This is a genomic window from Herbaspirillum sp. Sphag64 (assembly GCF_014192645.1).
Taxonomy (GTDB): Bacteria; Pseudomonadota; Gammaproteobacteria; order Burkholderiales; family Burkholderiaceae_D; genus Herbaspirillum.
In genome coordinates this window covers 227,204-242,457 of the sequence record NZ_JACHYE010000003.1, presented here as the reverse complement: position 1 = coordinate 242,457, position 15,254 = coordinate 227,204, and the positions used below count along the sequence as shown (strand labels likewise).

14 protein-coding genes are annotated in these 15,254 nt (G+C 54.2%); 2 read left to right on the top strand and 12 right to left on the bottom strand.

From position 1 onward, the window contains the following. The first annotated feature begins 110 nt into the window (after positions 1–110). On the top strand, positions 111–452 hold the full coding sequence (locus FHW66_RS08260; protein ID WP_183379287.1) for an antibiotic biosynthesis monooxygenase: 342 nt from the start codon (positions 111–113) through the stop codon (positions 450–452). Between the two features lie 405 nt (positions 453–857). On the opposite strand, the gene FHW66_RS08255 is transcribed toward FHW66_RS08260, so the two are convergent. The 12 genes from FHW66_RS08255 to cyoA form a co-directional block, all read right to left on the bottom strand. Beyond that, positions 858–1,226, bottom strand: coding sequence for a response regulator (locus FHW66_RS08255; RefSeq protein ID WP_183379286.1), 369 nt, complete (start codon positions 1,224–1,226; stop codon positions 858–860). 46 nt (positions 1,227–1,272) lie between these two features. Further along, a complete protein-coding gene (locus FHW66_RS08250) occupies positions 1,273–1,830 on the bottom strand; it encodes a hypothetical protein (RefSeq protein WP_183379285.1) in 558 nt (185 codons plus the stop codon). Between the two features lie 16 nt (positions 1,831–1,846). Further along, a complete protein-coding gene (locus FHW66_RS21125; protein WP_183379375.1) occupies positions 1,847–2,581 on the bottom strand; it encodes a methyl-accepting chemotaxis protein in 735 nt (244 codons plus the stop codon). 48 nt (positions 2,582–2,629) lie between these two features. After that, the gene (locus tag FHW66_RS08240) at positions 2,630–5,062 is read right to left on the bottom strand and encodes a HAMP domain-containing protein (RefSeq protein ID WP_183379284.1); all 2,433 of its coding nucleotides are present in this window, start codon (positions 5,060–5,062) and stop codon (positions 2,630–2,632) included. Between the two features lie 142 nt (positions 5,063–5,204). Next, positions 5,205–6,068, bottom strand: coding sequence for a hypothetical protein (locus FHW66_RS08235; protein WP_183379283.1), 864 nt, complete (start codon positions 6,066–6,068; stop codon positions 5,205–5,207). A gap of 527 nt (positions 6,069–6,595) precedes the next feature. Then, positions 6,596–7,132, bottom strand: coding sequence for a response regulator transcription factor (locus tag FHW66_RS08230; protein WP_183379282.1), 537 nt, complete (start codon positions 7,130–7,132; stop codon positions 6,596–6,598). Beyond that, positions 7,122–8,612: an ATP-binding protein gene (locus FHW66_RS08225; RefSeq protein ID WP_183379281.1), complete on the bottom strand. Its 1,491-nt coding sequence runs from the start codon at positions 8,610–8,612 to the stop codon at positions 7,122–7,124. The genes FHW66_RS08230 and FHW66_RS08225 overlap by 11 nt, the downstream gene beginning before the upstream one ends. Beyond that, positions 8,596–9,348, bottom strand: coding sequence for an SURF1 family protein (locus FHW66_RS08220; RefSeq protein WP_255458870.1), 753 nt, complete (start codon positions 9,346–9,348; stop codon positions 8,596–8,598). Before FHW66_RS08220 ends, FHW66_RS08225 begins: the two co-directional genes overlap by 17 nt. 128 nt (positions 9,349–9,476) lie before the next feature. Next, positions 9,477–9,929 carry a cytochrome o ubiquinol oxidase subunit IV gene (gene cyoD / locus FHW66_RS08215; protein WP_183379280.1) on the bottom strand — a complete coding sequence of 151 codons (453 nt, stop codon included), beginning with the start codon at positions 9,927–9,929 and terminating at the stop codon, positions 9,477–9,479. Further along, on the bottom strand, positions 9,926–10,558 hold the full coding sequence (gene cyoC, locus FHW66_RS08210; protein ID WP_183379279.1) for a cytochrome o ubiquinol oxidase subunit III: 633 nt from the start codon (positions 10,556–10,558) through the stop codon (positions 9,926–9,928). Before cyoC ends, cyoD begins: the two co-directional genes overlap by 4 nt. Continuing rightward, positions 10,551–12,554 carry a cytochrome o ubiquinol oxidase subunit I gene (gene cyoB / locus FHW66_RS08205; protein WP_183379278.1) on the bottom strand — a complete coding sequence of 668 codons (2,004 nt, stop codon included), beginning with the start codon at positions 12,552–12,554 and terminating at the stop codon, positions 10,551–10,553. Before cyoB ends, cyoC begins: the two co-directional genes overlap by 8 nt. 117 nt (positions 12,555–12,671) lie before the next feature. Further along, complete coding sequence (gene cyoA / locus FHW66_RS08200) at positions 12,672–13,673, bottom strand: ubiquinol oxidase subunit II (RefSeq protein ID WP_183379277.1); 1,002 nt, start codon at positions 13,671–13,673, stop codon at positions 12,672–12,674. A gap of 194 nt (positions 13,674–13,867) precedes the next feature. Between cyoA and FHW66_RS08195 the strand changes: the two genes are divergently transcribed. Beyond that, on the top strand, positions 13,868–15,226 hold the full coding sequence (locus FHW66_RS08195; RefSeq protein ID WP_183379276.1) for an MFS transporter: 1,359 nt from the start codon (positions 13,868–13,870) through the stop codon (positions 15,224–15,226). Positions 15,227–15,254 lie beyond the last annotated feature (28 nt).

Genomic DNA, 15,254 nt, shown 5'->3' with positions numbered 1-15,254 from the left:
GCCACTTATAAGCATCCTACAAAAAAGTTCGAGGCAGTCAACTACCTTCATGAAACAATATGCAGCATGCCACAGCGCGTGACTTCTCTCCCCTTTTCACAGGATACAACATGAGCCAGAGCCCCTTTGCGAAACTGCCCGCCCCACCCTATTACTCCGTGATCTTTCCTTCCCAGCGTACTGAGGGTGATCAGGGTTACGACCAGATGTCAGACCGGATGGTTGAGCTTGCTTCTGCGCAGCCAGGTTTTCTAGGCGCAGAAAGTGTGCGCGGCGGTGACGGCTTCGGCATCACCGTCTCTTATTGGGAGAGTCTGGCAGCGATTGCTGCGTGGAAGGCGCACGCTGATCATCAAATTGCGCAAGAGACTGGCAGGCAACAATGGTATGCACAGTATGAAGTGCGTATCGCTCGCGTGGAGCGGGCGTATTCGTTTGATGTAAACGATTGACGCATCAGCGCTGAATTGCAGCACGCTGTGCCAATTTTTGCTGCTCGTTGGCAATGGCAGTCTGCAACTCAGCGAACAGGAACGGCACCGACAGGAAAACGCTGTTGTTGTTATCTGAGGATACACACAGAAGTATCCTCAGAGGTACGCTATCAGCCCCGAGAATTACCTTCAGCAGTCTCGTTGACGACGCCGGGTGCCAAATTATGGCACCTGAAAAATACGTTCTCCAGCTTCCACCATGAGGTGGCTCAGGTAACAGTCCAAAGTCTTCTGTCAGGCAATGGTGCAAAGCGGTAAAACTGACTGGCGCAATATTTGCCATGTTCCTTGTCGCACGATCTTATAAGAAAGACCTAACTATACCGCGAGAGTCGCGATCAGTGCGCTTACCGCCGCTCCTGCTTACACGCCCACCAGCTTCTTGAATGTCGCCAGCACGGCATCGCCCTTGAAGGGTTTGACGATCCAGCCCTTGATGCCAGCCGCTTTGCCCCGCTCTTTCATGATGGGCGAATTTTCGGTAGTGAGCATGATGATGTTCACCGCAGCATTGCCGAGATCACTGCGAATCTTCTCGGCCATGGTCAGGCCATCCATATTGGGCATATTGACGTCCGAGACCACCAGCTTGATTGCCGGATCACCCTTGAGCTTGTCCAGGCCATCCCGTCCGTCGACCGCAAGGGTGACATCGAGGCCGTTCTTTTTGAGGAAATCACCGACTTCAGCGCGAACAGTGCTGGAATCATCAACGACGAGAATTTGTGCCATGGGAGTAAGTAGTAGTTGTCAGTGTAAAAAAGGATGATGGGAAAATTCAGAACAGTTCCAGCTCACCAGTCTCCGCCGCAGTAGCCGCAGGATCAACCTGAAAGTCAATCTCGTCATAAGCGCTCACGCAGAGGGTGACGTAGAGCCGTTGAGACTGCGCAAGTTCCACCGCGAAATGCTGCACATGCTGATGCTTGAGCGTGGAAAGATAGGCAGCGCATTGCTGATCAATCACGTTCGGAGTCGACATGCCGATGTGGGCAAAGAAATTACCCAACTCGCGATTAAGAATGCCGCAGCACAGATTGCCACTCTCGGCAATCGCATCCATGAATGCCTGCTCGCTCATTTCCGGTTCGGGCAGTCGGCTGAGCCGCGCAAAATGCTCGCGGGTCGGCTTATCCGATACAAAGTGAAACATCACCATCGCCCGAAACAGATAAGAAGAAATGGTCAGTACCACCATCTGGCAGTCACGCATGCCGGTGAATTCATCGGCAGTGGCGATGCTGACCTCAGCCTGCTCATCAGAGGAAATCAAACTCCCTTTGAGTGCCTGCATAAGTAACAGATCAAAGCCGTCTTGGGCGGAAGGACTCAACATCGTCGTTACTCCGGTTTCAGGCAGCTAGCACCAGGGTTTCCCTGGTCTTGCGGTTGATCTGATCAAGCCCGGTAATGGCGCCGATGATCATTTTGCCGCCAGCCTGCAGGTCCTGAAAGGTGGTGGTGGTAATCAGGTCGTTCTGGTACAGATTGCTACGATAGCTTTTGGACAGCTTCTCGGCGCGTTGTGCCAGATCACGTACCTCGGATGCCACCACGGCAAAACCACGGCCATGCGCACCGGCGCGCGCAGCTTCGATGGAGGCATTGAGTGCCACGATGATGACCTGATTGACGATCAGCGCAAATTCGTCATTCTTGCGATGCATTTCACGGTTGTGCTGAATCAGGACGTTCATGTCATCGTGCCAGCGTTCAAAGGTGCGCATCAGCCCTAACAAATTGCCGATGGTCTCCTGGGAAGCATCACAGTTTTCCAATACCCGCGCCAGATGCTCTGCTTTGTGCGTATTTATTTGTGCAAGCACGCTGGCATTCTGGTCTTGCGTACTCAGCAACATCTGTTCGTGTGCATGCCGCAGCTCGTCCAGCTCTTGCTGCTGCTGATCAAACAACAACTGCTGCTGTGCCAGCGTCTGCTCTACCTGTTGTTGCAGTTCGCGTAGTCGGATTTGCTCCGCGTTGCCAGCAAGGCGTGCTCGCACACGTTCGCGACGCCATAGCCACCCGAGCGGCACACCGCTCAACAACATGCCAAAGACCAGCAGCAACATCTGATTGACGATCATGCTCATTTCGTTCTCATTACCTTGGTAGATTCAGGACACTCAGTATGCTCAGGCGACCTGTGCATCATCATCGTGCGCACCAGCCAAAGGCATACCTGACGTAACCGGGCGTTGTTCCGCAGTGGGTATCGGGTAGTCAACGTTGATACCATCAACTTCAACCGAAAAATGCTCCGGCAACATCACATTGATCTGGAAGGCGCGGAATTCGGCACCTTCAGCCTGATCCAGGAAGACAAATTCGATCTCACCATGTTCGCGGGTAACAAAATCCAGCACCGCATCCATGCCGACACCACGACCAGAAACGCCAGTGACTTCGGTACGGGTAGAGAATCCGGGTTGCAACACCACGCGGGCCAATTCGGCATCGCTGAGCAATTGGTCGGATGCAATCAGTTGTTTGCTGATGGCAGTCTGGCGTATACGTTCCAGTGCCAGTCCACGACCATCGTCCGACAGTGCCATGTGTAGCATGTTGTTCATCACACCCAGTTGCAGACGAATCGTACCCGCCTCCGGCTTGCCATGGGCAACGCGCTCCTCTGGGCTTTCCAGGCCATGATCGACGGCATTGCGCATCAGATGCATGAAGACATTGTTGACCAGCCCCGCAGCATGGCTATGGAGGACATAGCCGTTATCTTCCACCACCACGACCGGGGCAGCCTTACCGAGATCGATGGCCAGCGCCGGTAGCGAATCAATCACGCCAGCCAGCATGTCGGCGACTGGTTCGGTACCGAGCAGGCGCAAGGTACGGCGTACCGCATCACGTACCGCAATCAGTTCGTGCAAATTGGCAGTGTTGACTGTTTCCAGCCGGTGCAGACTATCCTGAATATGTTTGCGATCAATCGTCAAGACATGGCGGTCGACGGCATTGTCCAATGTGGCTGCTGACGCACGACCCAAAGTCACTTCGTTGATGCGGGCATAGCGGTCAATGGCTACGCGTACCCGAATCAGATCCTGCATCAACACAGTCTGGTCCCAGATCGCACCGCTATCGGGATGCCGCAGGTCGTCGTAGAACTGCTCGACGTCATGTACCACATTGCTCAAATGGAGCAATCCATAGGTACGGGCATTGCCTTTGATGGTGTGCATATTGCGGAACAGCTTGGCAATCGCAAAGGCCGTCGCTTCGGGGTTGTGCTGGACGATCTGTTCGTTATCGTCGAGGAATCGACGCGAGGTGCTGATGAACTCCTGAAACTTGGCGGGATTCACGGCCAATATCTCGCCGATCATTTCCAGCTCATGTTTTTGCTCGTTGGCTTCGGCTGCCAGCTGGCGCAGTTCGGTAACGTCGCGTACGCACAGCATCAGACGTATTACCAGATCATTGTCATCAACAATCGGCGACCAGCTTAGATCCAGAATCTTGACCCGGCCATCGGCCATGGTCTTTTCAACTTCGCCCACCATCAGATGTTCATTGAAGGTGAAGTTCATCACATCCTCGCCGATGCAGGCACCGCCCAAGGCTTCGATCTGGGACAAGGTATCGGCGCCCAGATTGGTATCGGTGAAGACCAGATCCATGATGGAACGACCGGCAATATCGGTGGTTTCAAACACGCTTTCAAGGAAGGCCGAATATTCCGGGTGCACCGTATTGCCATCCACAATGGTCAGAATACCTTGCGGGATATTTTGCAGCATGGCCTGCATATCGGCAGTCTTCTGCTTGACCTGTGCTGAGGCTTCCTGAATTTTTTCGACCATGCCATTGAAGGCAACGATCGAATGACCGACTTCGTCGAGCCGGTCCACTGGCAGACGGCGTGTGAAATCCTGGCTGACAGCGATCTCCGTCATCATGGTTTGCATGCGACTGATCGGACCGGTGATCTGGCGATATAACAGATAGCCGATCAGGGTCAGAGCCAGAACCGCTACGACGGTGACCAGCGTAATTGTCGTGCTGGTATCAGCCAGCGTCTTGTTGAGAGCGGCAATGGCATCGTCCTTGGTCCGGTTTTTTTCGATACGCAAGGTATTGACTACCCCCTCCAGTTCCACCTGATACTGGACTGCGTTGCCAAAGAAGGATGCCTGCGCCAGTGCATCCTTGCCGGCAAGCTTGAACTTGGCTGTGTTGTCGATCGCACCAAAATAGTTATCCAGACTCTCACGGGCCTGTTCGATCAAGCCTTTCTGGGCTTGACTGACCGCCTGTGTGGACTGAAACAGCAAGGCCTTTTCCAGGTCCGCCTTTTTGGCATCGAGCTTTTCGTTTTCCTGAGCGACCATCTGGTTGTCCGTCTCGGTCACCATTACCATGGCGGCCAGATGGACATCTTTGAGCTGGGCAACCAGATCGGATGAAGCCAAGACGGTCGGTACGACCCCTTCCGTTACTGAGCGAACCTCACCCGCACTGCTACGCGACTGCAAAACGGCATAGCCACCGATGGCACTGATGGCGATAAACGTGAGTATGACGAGCAGGGTAATACGCTGACGAATAGTCATGATTATTCTCTGGTAGGTGACGACTGACGGTTCCCTGCCTGAGCTTCTTCGATGGGTAGGAGCCGCACTGTTCTAATGAGCGAAGCCGCATTTTTGCACCGCAGTGTTACTGCTCCATGACAATGTTTTCGTCGGGCAAACTCTAGACAGAGTTTCTCCGTTTTAGCTTGCTGCTAAACAGCTGACGATGGATACGATCCTCCAGTCCAAGACGCCAGTCAATTGTTTCGTGCAACGGTAGTTTCAATGCATTTGCGTCGGTGGGAGTATTGATAAATTTGATGAGCGCATCGCGATGTTCAGGTTTGACGAATTGATGAGCGAATTTCGTACTGCGGTCCAATACCATCATACGTATCTTGTTTTGTTCTTCTTCCTTTTCCGCTTGTGGCTTAGCCAGCCGTGAATAGACCGGACAGAAAGATCCAGCTGTGACCATCATCAACAACAGGAGAAAAGCATATTCGTCGTCAGCCTTGCCGCTCGGGCAAATCCTTTCCACGTTGCGCGGCTTTAGATTTTCACGAGGATAAGTGATCGCGGCATCGGCAACACCTGCGGCGTTGGCAATTGAGTCGCAATCGATAAACGATAGCCGCGGCTTGCCATTGACAAACTTGCATGCCATGTTCTCCGGCTTGATGTCCATATGGTAGAGATTGCGTTGATGCAATCGCATTAAATCGACTGAGGCCGCCTCAAAATCACTGAGCGAAAGACTACCGTGTTCGTTGGTGAAATACTGATACAAATCAGTTCCGGCATTGCGACAAATTTGTTGCTTTTCCGAAATCCAGGTTAATGCAATAAAGGATGAAAGATCCTTATAGGAGGCGCAGTCAATCTTAGCGGTGTTGCTATCGCCCCCCTCGATCAGGATGCGCAAGACGTAGCCACGTGGTCCCTCATGAACAGTCGCGTAGGCCCCTTCGCCGAGGACACGCCCGTCGAGAAGGTAATGGCTCAATGTCGGTGCGCGACCGTCAACAGGGGTGTAATTGATCATGCCCAAACTCTGACTTTTTTTATTCTTCGAATTGGGCGAAATCAACTCTTCCTGCCGGGGCGGGTAGATGGTTTTGATGAATGCCTTACCTGATTGTGTCCGCACTATTGTCCGCTGTGTCAATTTCCAAGCGCGCCAAGCACATTGAAGAGTACGTACCGTCTTTAGATCCGGAGTAAACGGCTGTTCTTGAGACTGTCCAAAATCAGTAGGCGTACTGGAGACGGCTACAGTTGCTGTTGCCAGAGCACTATGCCTACTGGTACCGGGTCCTACGCTAACACGCGCGTGAAGGGAGGACGTTGATTGGGAATGATGAGGTGACGATGTTGCAGGTACATTTTGCATAGTGGACCGATCACTGAAGACATCAGGGCAAATCCCTGCAATCGACTCGGTATCCTTTAATTGCAGGGGCGCAGAGCATATTGCTGAGATCAGACTGGTTCAGTATAGGTTCACGATTATCGATCCGGCCATCTCCCCGATCTGAAACTGCGAGGTCCTTCGCAACGAGACGGTGCCACCTACCGCACTCGCTGCTTCTCCAGTTTACGCGCCAGCGTTCGACGATGCATCCCGAGCCGACGGGCGGTCTCGGAGATATTGAAGTCGGTTTCAACCAGGACTTCATGGATACGCTCCCATTCGAGCGTCTTGATTGAAGTCGCGCGCCCTGCCAGCTCAAGCTCGTTGGTTCCGGCGACGTGTGCGAAGGCAGCTTCGATATCGTCGGTATTGGAAGGCTTGGCGAGATACTGACAAGCACCGAGTTTGATCGCTTCTACGGCGGTACCGATACTGGCAAAACCAGTGAGCACAACAATCAACATACTGGCATCGTGCTGATGCAGCATCTGTACGCAGGCCAGACCAGAGGAATTGCCATTGAGCTTGAGATCGACGACCGCATAACCGGGACGATGGTCCTTGAGTAACGCTGCCGCCTCGTCCTGACTCGAGGCCAGTAAGACGGCATAGCCACGCCGCTCAAACGACCGACCGAGGGTTCGCGCAAAGGCGGCATCGTCTTCGATGATCAGCAACAGACGATCAGTGGGCATGGGGCTGGTCCTCTCGGGATACGTCATTTGATTTGGAAACGTCATTCAATTCCGCTGACTCAATTGAAGCTGTAGCTGTAGATAAAGAACCGGATACATTATCAGCACCTTCCAGACTGATTGCTGATAACGGCAAACTCAGACGCACCAGCGCCCCAACCGCCTGGCTACCGGCATCAGTCTGATTGCGATTGGTAGCAGTCACCGTGCCGCCCAGCTTGCGCGCGACATTGACCACAAAGAACAACCCTAACCCACCACCGGTCTTGCCTTTGCTGGATTGATAGGGCCGCCCCAGATTATCCAGCATAGCCGGCGGGAAACCCGATCCATGATCGCTGATCTCCAGCACCAGTGCACCTTCCGCGCGCGATGCCACCATACTGAGCCAGCGCGGCGACGCTTCCAGCGCATTGTCTAATACATTGCAGATCATTTGCTTGAGGGCCGAGTCGAAGGCAACCGTCACATCTTCCTGGATATGATTCTCGTAGATGAAGCTGATGACCGGGCGAGTACAGCGAAACTCCTCGGCAATATCGCCCAGAAAGGTGTTCAGGGTGGTTTTGACCGACGACTCTCCCCTTGCCTCCCCAGCTGATAGCAATACGCCACTGACAATCGTTTTGCAGCGTTGCAGTTGCACTTGCATTTCACTGAGCTCTTCCAGTAATACCGGGTTGTTGCTGAACTCGGGCATGCGCCGCCAATCACCCAAAATTACCGCCAGCGTCGCCAGCGGCGTACCCAGTTCGTGGGCAGCACCTGAGGCCAGTAATCCCATACGGACAATGTGATCTTCCTCCGCAGCGCGCTGGCGCAGCGCTGCTAGCTGGGCCTCACCCGCACGGCGATTGCTGCCGATACGGGTGATAAAGATCGCCAACAATGCCGCGATCAGCAGAAAGCAGATCAGCATGCCTTCAATGTAGAGACTGAAAACCCCGTACTGCCGGTCTTGCGGCAACAACAGCGGCATATTGAACTGTGACAGGCAGGCAATCGCGACGCTGGTGATACCCACGATGGTCCAGGTCGACCAGGCTTCGAGTAACACGGCGCTGATCATCACTTGCAGCAGATACAGGAATGCAAACGGGTTGCTGGCACCGCCGGTCAGATAGAGCAAGGCCGTCAGCGATGCCACATCAACCAGCAGGGCCATGAATAGCTCTCGGTTGCTTACCGAAGAGCGCTCATGCCAACGCAGATGGCTGGCAATATTGAACGCCATCAAACATGCCAGCACTTCGAGCATATTCGGAATTGGCAGTGTAATTCCGAAACCAAGCACTACCACCAGCATGGTTATGATCTGGCCGAATACCGCGAACCAGCGCAGCCGGATCAGCTGCAGCATGTTCTTGTGGCCAGTCTGGCCTTCGGTGCTACCTGCGCTCAGCGGCAGAGGTAACGGCAATGAAGAAGAAAAGGAGGAAGAATAAGGTGATGAGTCGCTGTGATCAACCTTGCTTGCCATGGTGAGTTTCCTGGTCTGTTAAGAACGCTTGCTGCCGATGCTGACGCCGCTCGTCACGAACGACCCAGAAGCAGGCGCCGGCCGACATCAGGGCCAGTGCGTACCAGGTAAAAGCATAAACCAAATGGCTGTTATGAAAGGCAATCACCGTCAGTCCTGCGACCGGCTGGCCGGAGGATAGCATAACTGACTCACGGGCGGCATCGCCCGGCAGCAGTTCGGCATCAATGAAATACGGTGCAACCCTGTCAAGAGCGTGTCGCGTGGAAATCGCCTGTACATCCCGCGAGAACCAGCGGTCTGCCGCCGGATCATTGTGCCGCAGGAAACCACCACCCGGCTCGCTCATGCGCAGCAGGCCAACCACCTGCACTGGCGTTGTTGGCAGCTTGGCAGTTGACGCCAGCTTGGCACCTTCGGCAGTGACAAAACCACGGTTAATCAGATAGACGGCGCCATCAGGTGCCTGCAATGGTGTCAGCAGCCAGAAGCCAGCCCCAAGTTCGGTCGCAGCCTGCACCTGCACGGTTTTGTCCGGCTGGTAGACGCCAGTTACCGCAACATGCAGATATTCATGACTGGCGGCGCTGATGGCCGACCATTCGGCCGGACCGGGCGCAATCTGCGGCGCAGCATGCACACGCTGATCGACACGGGCAATCAGGTCGAGCTTCCAGAACAGGCGCTTGACCTGCCAGGTACCGAGGGCGATGAAGACAATGGATAACACGATCATGCACACCATAAAACCACGGCGGGCATGAGAAGACCGAGGACGAGATACCGTCATTTCAACAGCATCCCGCCCTGGAGAGGAACTAGCGTTCACAAAGCGTCCGTAACACCATCAAAGTGATACAAGCATCACTTCATGCCTGGCATCGAGCCTTGCATGCCAGGCACCGCTTCTTGCATCAGATCCTGACTCATGCCAGGCATCATGTTGTGATTCATGTGATACATGACCCACAAGGAGCCCGCCAGCATGATCACCACGACCATAATGGTGAACAACATTGCCAGCAGGGTCCAACCGCCTTCTGACTTGCCGTTCATGTGCAGGAAATAGACCATGTGCACGATCACTTGAATCGCAGCGATTCCCAGCAGAACAATACCTGCGGCACTGGATTTTTCGATCACATTGTTCATGACCAGCCAGAATGGAATGGCCGTCAAAATCACTGCCAGCACAAATCCGGTCATGTAGCTCTTGAAACTGCCATGATCAGCCGTATGGTCATCATGGTGCACATCGAAACCGTCCTGATGGCCGTATTTCTCCGCGTGCGACGGATGTTCTTGGTGCGCGCTCATGGCAAGACTCCCATCAGATAAACAAAGGTGAACACACCGATCCAGATCACGTCCAGGAAGTGCCAGAACATCGACAGGCACATCAGGCGGCGATTGTTCTCATGTGTCAGGCCATGCTTCTTGACCTGGAACATCAGTGTCACCAGCCAGACGATACCGAAGGTCACGTGCAGACCGTGGGTCGCCACCAGGGAGAAGAATGCAGTCAGGAAACCACTACGTTGCGGACCGGCACCTTCATGGATCAGATGGATAAACTCATACAGTTCCAGGTAGATGAAGCCCGCACCAAACAGGCCAGTGATAGCCAGCCAGATGAGCACATTGGTGACCTGCTTCTTCTGCATCTGCAACATGGCAAAGCCATAGGTGATCGAAGAAAATAGCAGCAGCGAGGTATTGATCGCCACCAGTGGCAGATCAAACAGCTCGGCACCAGTTGGACCGCCCGCATAATTTCGGCCCAAAACTGCGTAAGCAGCGAACAGACAGGCGAAGATCAGACAGTCACTCATCAGGTACATCCAGAAACCCAGCAAGGTGCCGTTTTCAGGATGATGTTCCTTGACGTAGTAACGCGAGCTAGGCGCTGCGCCCAGAGCGGCGGAGGAAGTTGTAATCTCAGACATGGCTATCCAGCAAGCGAGTGCGATTGGCTTCAACCCGGACAACTTCGTCGGCCGGAATGTAGTAATCACGGTTGTAATTGAAGGTATGGGTGATGATCGCAGCGATCAGTGCAACAAACGCAGCACCAACCAGCAGCCACATGTGCCAGATCACACCAAAACCGATGGCAGCGCTCAAGGCGGCGATGATGAAACCAGCTGCCGTGTTCTTTGGCATATGGATCGACAGGAAACCATCCTTTGGACGCTCATAGGCGTTGGCTTTCATGTCAGCCCAGGCGTCGTTGTCATGCACGCGTGGCGTGAAGGCGAAGTTGTAGTCTGGTGGTGGCGACGATGTCGACCATTCCAGTGTACGACCACCCCATGGGTCACCAGTAACATCACGCAGCTCTTCACGACGCAGGTAGCTCACGACCAGCTGAATGATGAAGGAACCAATGCCCAGTGCAATCAGCGCCGCGCCAAACGCCGCGATGATGAACCAGATACGCAGTGATGGATCTTCAAAGTGGCTCAGGCGACGGGTCACACCCATCAGGCCCAAGACGTACAGCGGCATGAAGGCGAAGTAGAAACCAATCGTCCAGAACCAGAAAGAGCAACGACCCCAGAATGCATCGAGCTTGTAACCGAAGGCCTTCGGGAACCAGAAGTTAATACCGGCAAACATACCGAATACCACACCACCGATAATCACGTTATGGAAGTGAGCGATCAGGAACAGACTGTTGTGCAACACGAAGTCAGCAGGCGGAACTGCCAGCAGCACGCCAGTCATGCCACCGATGACGAAGGTGATCATGAAGCCGATGGTCCACAACATTGGCACTTCGAAGCGGATGCGGCCACGGTACATGGTGAACAGCCAGTTGAAGATCTTGGCACCGGTCGGGATTGAAATGATCATCGTGGTGATACCGAAGAACGAATTCACACTCGCTCCTGAGCCCATGGTGAAGAAGTGATGCAGCCAGACCAGGTACGACAGGATCGTGATCACGACGGTTGCATACACCATCGAGGTGTAGCCAAACAGACGCTTGCCACAGAAGGTCGACACGATTTCGGAGTAGATACCGAACGCTGGCAGAATCAGGATGTACACCTCCGGGTGACCCCAGATCCAGATCAGGTTCACGTACATCATCGGATTGCCACCGAGATCATTGGTGAAGAAATTGGTACCGACCAGACGGTCCATCGACAACATGGCCAACACAGCGGTCAGGATCGGGAATGCAGCCACGATCAGCACGTTGGTGCACAGTGCAGTCCAGGTAAAGACTGGCATCTTCATCATGTTCATGCCTGGCGCACGCATCTTGATGATGGTGACGATCAGGTTGACCCCGGACAGCAAGGTCCCGACCCCGGCCACCTGTAGCCCCCAGATGTAATAATCCACCCCGACATCCGGACTACCGAGAATACCCGACAGTGGTGGGTAAGCCAGCCAGCCGGTACGTGCAAACTCACCGACGAACAACGACGCCATCACCAGACCCGCACCGAAAGTGGTCATCCAGAAGCTAAAATTATTCAGAAACGGGAACGCCACGTCGCGTGCACCGATCTGCAGTGGCACCACGAAGTTCATCAGGCCCGTCACCAACGGCATTGCCACGAAGAAGATCATGATCACGCCGTGGGCGGTGAACACCTGATCGTAGTGATGTGGTGGCAGGAAACCCATGTTATCGCCGAAGGACAGCGCCTGCTGGGCACGCATCATCAGCGCGTCAGCGAAACCGCGCAGCAGCATCACAATGCCGAGCACGATGTACATGATGCCGATTTTCTTGTGATCGATACTGGTAAACCAGTTACGCCACAGCGGACCCCACAGACGGAAATACGTCAATGCGCTGAGCACGACGATCGCGCCAAAGGCCACGCCGACAAACGTCGCCAGCAAAATGGGTTCATGGAAGGGAATCGCATCCCAGCTAAGCCGGCCGAAGATCAGCCTGGTCAGGTCAATATGGTCTAGCATCGTTACTTTCCGCTAAAAAAGAAGGCCGCCGGGCCTGATAGCCCGGTTGCGCCTGCAACCGCCCCACCAGTACAGTGTACTGGCAAGACAAATTGTTCTTTCGATTGATGATTCATGTTACTGCTGGGTCACTGCCGAAGCAGGTGCTGCAGCGGCTACGGTTGACGCTGTTGCGGCCGGCACAGCCGCTTCTTTCTTGGCAGCACCTTCCTTGACGTTCTTGTCGGTTGCCATCTGTGCATCAACACAGACCTTACCCTCTTCGACGCAGCGATTCAGGATCGCGTGGTACAGGGTGCCATCAACAGTGCCGAAATAACGTACCGGATCCTTGATGCTTGGCTTTTCCAGCGCCAGGTAGTCAGGACGCTTGAGCACATCGCTACCGGCCTTGACCTTCTTGACCCAGGCATCAAAGTCGTCGTTGCTGAGGGCATGGAACTTGAAGCGCATATCGGAGAAACCGGCACCGCTGTAGTTCGACGAGAAGCCTTCAAACTCGCCCGGCTTGTTGATCACCGCATTGAGTTGTGTCTGCATGCTAGGCATGGCGTAGATCTGACCAGCTAGTGCCGGGATGTAGAACGCATTCATGACCGAAGAAGCAGTGATCTTAAAACGGATCGGTACATTGACCGGTGCGGCCAGCTCATTGACCGTAGCAATACCTTGTTCCGGGTAAATGAAGAGCCACTTCCAGTCCAGCGCAACCACTTGTACTTCAAGCGGCTTGTGGTTTTCTGGCAGCGGATTCTGCGCATCGATACGCGCTAACGGACGGTATGGATCCAGAGTGTGGGTACTGATCCAGGTCAGCAGACCGAGTGCGATAATGATCAGCAGAGGCGCGCCCCAGATGACCAGTTCCAGCTGGGTCGAGTGATCCCAGTCAGGCTCGTAGCGAGCAGCGGTATTACTCTTGCGATAGCGCCAGGCAAACAGCACCACCAGCGCAATCACCGGCACGATGATCAACAGCATCAACAATGTCGAAATAACAACTAAACGAGCTTCTTGGTGAGCAACGTCACCAGAAGGATTCATGACCACCATATTACAGCCTGCCAGCAGAATGACCGGCAGGAAGATGAGGCCGCGGCGAAGAAGGTGTGAAAACATCAGGAAAAGTCCAGTCGGAGCTATCGAATCGTGATAATGTACATTCACCGGCAGGCGGTGGCGATTGGACAATTTGTCCTACCCCGGAGGAGCAGGTCAAAAAAGTCGTTGGAACGTCGAATCGCTTAGCCTGCAGGGCCTAGTCGGAACTTAAGCGGCATCGTAGACCGAACCAAGAAAGAGAGACAATGATCATGGCTAGCACTCATATTCATCATCCTGACCTTCCCGGCAACTTCCCGTCAGATACCCAATCAGGTGGTTCTCATCATGCCAATCAAAACGCCACATCAAACCACCCGGCGATCGCACCAGGGGACATTGCGATTGGTGTGATTATCGGGCGTGCTTCAGAATACTTTGATTTCTTTGTCTACGCCATAGCATCAGTGTTGGTTTTTCCGACAGTTTTCTTTCCTTTCAAGCAACATCTGGAAGGAACCCTCTATGCGTTTGTTATTTTTGCGTTTGCTTTTGTCGCGCGGCCGTTCGGTACCGTGCTCTTCATGACGATCCAGAGAAAGCTCGGGCGTGAGGTCAAACTCACACTGGCGCTATTCCTGCTCGGATTCTGCACGGCGGGCATCGCGTTCCTGCCGACTTATGACCATCTTGGGTTCACCGCAATCTTGCTGCTGAGCCTGTTACGTATCGGTCAGGGGTTGGCACTCGGCGGATCCTGGGATGGCCTGCCGTCACTGCTGGCGATGAATGTGCCCAAGAACAAGCGTGGCTGGTACGCCATGCTCGGCCAGTTAGGTGCGCCAGTTGGCTTTGCCATTGCGGGTCTGCTGTTTGCCTACCTGATCGCCAATCTGAGCAGTACCGAATTCCTTGACTGGGGCTGGCGCTATCCGTTCTACGTAGCCTTCGCCATCAACGTAGTGGCACTGTTTGCCCGCCTGCGTCTGGTCGCTTCTGAGGAATACGCTGCCCTACTGGCTGAACGTGAGTTGGAACCAACCAGCGTGGTCGAAATCACCAGCACCCAAAGTCGTAATCTGATCATTGGTGCACTTGCAGCACTGGCCAGTTACGCCCTGTTCCACCTGGTGTCGGTATTCCCGCTGTCATGGATCTCACTGTACTCGCCGCGCTCCATCAGCGACTTCCTGATGGTGCAGGTGTTTGGAGCAGCGCTGATGATGATTGGCATCGTCCTCTCCGGACCAATCGCTGACCGCTTTGGTCGCCGCACCACGCTGGGTGCGCTGGCGGTATTGATTGCGGTCTTCAGCGGTTTCGTTCCCACCCTGATGAGTAGTGGCAACACTGGCGAAGATGTGTTCATTCTGGTCGGTTTTGCCCTGCTGGGCCTCTCCTACGGCCAAGCTGCAGGTGCCGTGACCGCCAACTTCCCGACCAAGTATCGCTATACTGGTGCGGCGTTGACTTCGGATCTGGCATGGCTGGTCGGTGCCGGGTTTGCTCCGCTGGTGGCGCTTGGCTTGTCAGCACACTTTGGTCTGGCCTACGTCAGTATTTACCTGCTCTCGGGTGCAGTGTCATCACTGGCGGCGCTGAGCGTGAACCGGGCATTGGATAATCGCTAAATAGCATCGCCATAACAAAAGGCCTGAC

What these genes read in the sequence shown, in the direction of transcription:
- FHW66_RS08260 (WP_183379287.1), top strand. Translation starts at nt 111, where the DNA reads ATGAGCCAGAGCCCCTTTGCGAAACTGCCCGCCCCACCCTATTACTCC.
- FHW66_RS08255 (WP_183379286.1), bottom strand. Translation starts at nt 1,226, where the DNA reads ATGGCACAAATTCTCGTCGTTGATGATTCCAGCACTGTTCGCGCTGAA.
- FHW66_RS08250 (WP_183379285.1), bottom strand. Translation starts at nt 1,830, where the DNA reads ATGTTGAGTCCTTCCGCCCAAGACGGCTTTGATCTGTTACTTATGCAG.
- FHW66_RS21125 (WP_183379375.1), bottom strand. Translation starts at nt 2,581, where the DNA reads ATGATCGTCAATCAGATGTTGCTGCTGGTCTTTGGCATGTTGTTGAGC.
- FHW66_RS08240 (WP_183379284.1), bottom strand. Translation starts at nt 5,062, where the DNA reads ATGACTATTCGTCAGCGTATTACCCTGCTCGTCATACTCACGTTTATC.
- FHW66_RS08235 (WP_183379283.1), bottom strand. Translation starts at nt 6,068, where the DNA reads ATGATCAATTACACCCCTGTTGACGGTCGCGCACCGACATTGAGCCAT.
- FHW66_RS08230 (WP_183379282.1), bottom strand. Translation starts at nt 7,132, where the DNA reads ATGCCCACTGATCGTCTGTTGCTGATCATCGAAGACGATGCCGCCTTT.
- FHW66_RS08225 (WP_183379281.1), bottom strand. Translation starts at nt 8,612, where the DNA reads ATGGCAAGCAAGGTTGATCACAGCGACTCATCACCTTATTCTTCCTCC.
- FHW66_RS08220 (WP_255458870.1), bottom strand. Translation starts at nt 9,348, where the DNA reads ATGATCGTGTTATCCATTGTCTTCATCGCCCTCGGTACCTGGCAGGTC.
- cyoD (WP_183379280.1), bottom strand. Translation starts at nt 9,929, where the DNA reads ATGAGCGCGCACCAAGAACATCCGTCGCACGCGGAGAAATACGGCCAT.
- cyoC (WP_183379279.1), bottom strand. Translation starts at nt 10,558, where the DNA reads ATGTCTGAGATTACAACTTCCTCCGCCGCTCTGGGCGCAGCGCCTAGC.
- cyoB (WP_183379278.1), bottom strand. Translation starts at nt 12,554, where the DNA reads ATGCTAGACCATATTGACCTGACCAGGCTGATCTTCGGCCGGCTTAGC.
- cyoA (WP_183379277.1), bottom strand. Translation starts at nt 13,673, where the DNA reads ATGTTTTCACACCTTCTTCGCCGCGGCCTCATCTTCCTGCCGGTCATT.
- FHW66_RS08195 (WP_183379276.1), top strand. Translation starts at nt 13,868, where the DNA reads ATGGCTAGCACTCATATTCATCATCCTGACCTTCCCGGCAACTTCCCG.